This is a genomic window from Actinotalea sp. (assembly GCF_041597215.1).
Taxonomy (GTDB): Bacteria; Actinomycetota; Actinomycetes; order Actinomycetales; family Cellulomonadaceae; genus Actinotalea.
The window spans coordinates 1-4,350 of sequence record NZ_JBFHHB010000259.1 but is presented as its reverse complement, the minus strand read 5'-3'; the positions used below and the strand labels follow the sequence as shown (position 1 = coordinate 4,350).

Below are 4,350 nucleotides of genomic sequence, written 5' to 3'. Positions count from 1 at the left end.
TGAGTGACGCGCGCAACGCTTCGGATCGGCTGATCTCGGTTGACGCTGCGAGGCGCCTGCGTGGGATGATTTCGGACATGACTTTGAACGATCCAAATTCGCCTTGGTGGCGGCACGCCGTCTGCTACCAGGTCTACGTCCGCTCCTTCGCGGACTCCGACGGCGACGGCATCGGCGACCTGCCCGGCATCACCGACCGACTGCCCTACCTGCGTGACCTCGGGGTGGACGCGCTGTGGATCACGCCGTTCTACACCTCGCCGCAGAACGACCACGGCTACGACGTGGCCGACTACCGCGACGTCGACCCGCTCTTCGGCTCGCTCGCGGACCTGGACGAGCTGATCGCCTCCGCCCATGCTCGTGGGATCCGGGTCGTCATGGACCTCGTGGTCAACCACAGCTCCGACGAGCACCCGTGGTTCGTCGAGTCGCGGTCCTCCGTCGACAGCCCCAAGCGCGACTGGTACTGGTGGCGTCCGGCTCGCCCCGGCCACGAGCCGGGGACCCCCGGTGCCGAACCGACGAACTGGGCCTCGTTCTTCGGCGGCCCGGCCTGGGAGCTCGACGAGACGACCGGTGAGTACTACCTGCACCTGTTCTCCCGCAAGCAGCCCGACCTGAACTGGGAGAACCCCGAGGTGCGCGGCGCCGTGCACGCGATGATGCGCCGCTGGCTCGAACGGGGTGTCGACGGGTTCCGGATGGACGTGATCAACCTCGTCTCCAAGCAGGTCGACCCCGACGGGACCCTTCCCGACGGGCGGACGCACGGTGGTTCCCTCGGCGACGGCTCGCCGTTCTTCATGAACGGCCCGCGCATCCACGAGTTCCTCGCCGAGATGCACCGCGAGGTCCTCGCGGGCCGTGACCTGATCACGGTGGGCGAGACCCCCGGTGCCTCCGTCGCCGACGCCGTCCTCTACACGGACCCGGCCCGTGGTGAGGTGGACATGGTCTTCACCTTCGAGCACATGAACCTCGACGCCGTGCCCGGCGGCTCCAAGTGGGACCTGGCCCCGCTGCGCCTGACGGACCTCAAGGCCAACCTCTCGGCCTGGCAGGAGGGGCTCGCCGAGCGGGGCTGGAACTCCCTGTACTGGAACAACCACGACCAGCCGCGCATCGTCTCGCGCTGGGGCGACGACGGTGCGCACCGGGTGGCCTCGGCGAAGGCGTGGGCGACGGTGCTGCACCTGCTGCGCGGGACGCCCTACGTCTACCAGGGCGAGGAGCTCGGGATGACGAACGCGCACCTGGACTCCCTCGACGCGTACCGCGACATCGAGTCGCTCGGCTGGGCGCGCGAGGCAGCCGCCGGCGGGCTGGGCCCCGGGGCGATCCTGCACGCGCTCGCAGTCAAGTCCCGCGACAACGCGCGGACCCCGATGCAGTGGGACACCACCCCGCAGGCGGGGTTCACCACCGGGACGCCCTGGCTCGCCGTGAACCCCAACCACGTCGAGATCAACGCCGAGGCCGCGATCGCCGACCCGGGCAGTGTGTTCCACCACTACCGTCGGCTGATCGAGCTGCGGCACACGCTTCCCGTCGTCGTGCACGGGGATTACCGCCTGCTGCTCCCCGAGCACGAGCAGGTCTTCGCCTACCTGCGTTCGTCCGACGGGGTGCGGCTGCTGGTGCTCGTGAACCTCTCGGGGGAGCCGGCGGCGCTCGACCTCGGGGCGGAGGCCGGGCTGCTCGACGGTGAGCGGCTGCTCGGCTCGGCCTCGGGAGACCCGGCGGTGCTCGGCCCGTGGGAGCAGCTCGTCGTGCTGAGCCGCTGAGCCGCTGCGCGGCTGTGGTGTGCCGCGCCGGAGCGGGCCACTGCTCCCTCGGCACGCACGCGTGCATGCCACGGCCCGGACTCGCGCGGTCGGCGAGTCCGGGCCCGTGGTCCGTGGATCGGGTCAGCGGGTGGCGAGGTCCGGGTGACCGGGGCGTCGCAGCAGGGAGAGTCCGGCCCAGACGAACCAGACGATGAACCCGAGACCGAAGGCCGACCCTGCCTCCACGACCTGCGGCGCCAGGGTCAGGAGACCGGCGACGGCGACGGCGATCCCCTGGACGGCCAGCCCGCGACCGAGGAGTCCTGTGCGCAGCGCGGCGACGCTGACGAGCAGGATCCAGAGGGCGCCGACCAGCTCGATCCCACCGCCGAGCCCGTCGTGGATCACCGTGAGGGTGGTCCACGTCGACTCGGCCTGGTCGCGGTGGGTGGCGGCGAGCTCGGCGACGGAGCGCTGCCCGACGAGGGTGATCATCCCCGCGGCGAGGAGGACCGTCGACCACACCAGGCCGAAGGCGGCGCCGACGTTCGCGAGCCCCGGCGCTCGTGGAGCGAGTCGTGCGTGCATGCCCAGGGCGAGGACGGCCATTGCCGCGCCGCCGACCAGGTAGAGCACCAGGTGCCACAGGTACATCGCGAGCTGGTGGTCCAGCAGGAACGACAGGGCGGCAGCGGGGTCGCCCTTGGCGTCGAGGAAGCCCTCGGGCGCCAGGTGAGCGAGCAGCAGCCCGAAGCCGACGAGGTAGGTGCCGGCCGAGACGAGAGACGCGATGCCGGCAGACCGTTGCAGGGCGGCGCGGCTTGTGGTGGGTTGGCTCGCGAGCGAGGCGGTGGACGGGGACGTGGGTGCGGAGGTGGTGGTCATGGATCGAGCGTCGCGCTCCTGCCCGGTGCCCGGCATCGGCGCCGGGGCCGAGATCGACCTGGCCGAAAGGTGGAGAGGGACAGGCCCGTGCGGCCGATGAGCCGCGAGAGCGGCGAGCCTAGGCTCGGTCGAGTGGTGCAGAACGCGTTGCTCGCCCTGTGGCAGGAGCCTCGGGTGCCGGTTCCGGTCGTCCCGGGCCGGACCGCGCGGCTGGAGCTGGTGGCGATCGCCCTGCTCGCCGTCGCGGCTCCCGTCGAGGGCCTGAGCAGGACGGCCGTCCCGTGGCCGCTGTACTCGATCGGCCTGGCGGTCGTCTGCATCCTCGCCCTGCTGTGGCGGGTGCAGCGGCCGCTCGTCGCCGTCGTCATCGGCTTCGGTGCGCAGACCCTCGCCGGCCTCGGCCCTGCGGTCGTCGGCCGCGAGTACGGGGTCCTCAACGTCACCGCCTGCGTCCTGGTGCTGACCTACTCGCTCGCGCGCTGGGCGTCGGCACGGGACACCGCCGCCGGTCTCGCCTTCGTCGTCTCGTGCCACCTGCTGCGTGAGCCGTTCTACGGATCGAGCCCTGCGAGCATGGCCGTCGGGCTCGGCTTCCTGCTCTTCCCTGCTGCGCTCGGCGCGGCGGTGCGGTTCTGGACGTCGAACCGGCAGCGTGCGGTGGAGCAGCTCCGTTCAGCCGAGCGTGAGCACCTCGCTCGGGACCTGCACGACACCGTCGCGCACCACGTCTCGGCGATCCTCCTCCAGTCGCAGGCCGGTCGCGCCGTCGCTGCGACCGACGCCGAGCGGGCACTCGGCGTGCTGCCGGCCATCGAGGACTCGGCGAGCAAGGCCCTCGCCGAGATGCGGGCACTGGTCGGCGTGCTCCGGTCCGGCGCTCCGGCCGAGCGTGCACCGGCGCAGGGGCTCGCCGACCTCGAGCGGCTCGTCGCGTCGACGGACGGAGTGCCCCCGGTCGAGCTGAGCGTCGACGGTCCTGTCGCCGACTGCCCGGGCGCTCTGCAGTCGGCCGCCTACCGGCTCGTCCAGGAGTGCCTGACGAACGTCCGCCGGCACGCGAGCGGCGCGACCCGGGTGCAGGTCGTCGTGCAGCTCACGAGGGCCGAGCTGCAGGTGTCGGTCGTGGACGACGGCACCGGCCAGGTACCGGTGCCACGTACCGGGGGCACCGGGTACGGACTGGTGGGCATGCGGGAGCGGATGGACCTGCTGGGGGGGACCGTCGAGGCCGGTCCCGGCCAGGACGGTGGATGGGCGGTGCGCGCGGTGCTGCCCCGATCGAGGGAGCCACGATGACCGAGACGGGCCCGATCGAGCAGCAGGATCAGGACACCCCCCTGCGGGTGATCATCGCGGACGACCAGGACCTCGTCCGCGTGGGCCTGGCGATGATCCTCGGCGCCCAGGAGGGCATCGAGGTCGTCGGGGAGGCGAGCAACGGCCGGGACGCCGTCGCCCTCGCCCGGCGGTTGCGCCCGGACGTGTGCCTCTTCGACATCCGGATGCCCGTGCTGGACGGGATCGAGGCGACGACGCAGCTCGCCGGGCCGGAGGTCGCCGATCCGCTCGCCGTCGTCGTCATCACGACCTTCGACCTCGACGAGTACGTGCACGACGCGCTTCGCGCCGGGGCGCGGGGCTTCCTGCTCAAGGACGCCGGGCCGGCGCTGCTCGTCCAGGCCGTCCATGCCGCGGC

General features: G+C 72.2%; 4 protein-coding genes. 3 read left to right on the top strand and 1 reads right to left on the bottom strand.

Translation table 11 applies throughout. The features are described from left to right. Window positions 1–77 precede the first annotated feature (77 nt). Window positions 78–1,787 carry an alpha-glucosidase gene (locus ABWK99_RS14085; RefSeq protein ID WP_372595333.1) on the top strand — a complete coding sequence of 570 codons (1,710 nt, stop codon included), beginning with the start codon at window positions 78–80 and terminating at the stop codon, window positions 1,785–1,787. A gap of 123 nt (window positions 1,788–1,910) precedes the next feature. Here ABWK99_RS14085 and ABWK99_RS14080 read toward each other — a convergent pair whose 3' ends face one another. Then, complete coding sequence (locus ABWK99_RS14080) at window positions 1,911–2,654, bottom strand: hypothetical protein (protein WP_372595332.1); 744 nt, start codon at window positions 2,652–2,654, stop codon at window positions 1,911–1,913. A gap of 96 nt (window positions 2,655–2,750) precedes the next feature. On the opposite strand from ABWK99_RS14080, the gene ABWK99_RS14075 reads away from it, so the two are divergent. After that, on the top strand, window positions 2,751–3,950 hold the full coding sequence (locus tag ABWK99_RS14075) for a sensor histidine kinase (protein ID WP_372595331.1): 1,200 nt from the start codon (window positions 2,751–2,753) through the stop codon (window positions 3,948–3,950). Then, the coding region (locus ABWK99_RS14070) for a response regulator transcription factor (RefSeq protein WP_372595330.1) at window positions 3,947–4,350 on the top strand (404 nt) is incomplete at its 3' end. The genes ABWK99_RS14075 and ABWK99_RS14070, both read left to right, overlap by 4 nt.

Coding starts and splice junctions, on each gene's coding strand:
- ABWK99_RS14085 (WP_372595333.1), top strand. CDS start 78: ATGACTTTGAACGATCCAAATTCGCCTTGGTGGCGGCACGCCGTCTGC.
- ABWK99_RS14075 (WP_372595331.1), top strand. CDS start 2,751: ATGAGCCGCGAGAGCGGCGAGCCTAGGCTCGGTCGAGTGGTGCAGAAC.
- ABWK99_RS14080 (WP_372595332.1), bottom strand. CDS start 2,654: ATGACCACCACCTCCGCACCCACGTCCCCGTCCACCGCCTCGCTCGCG.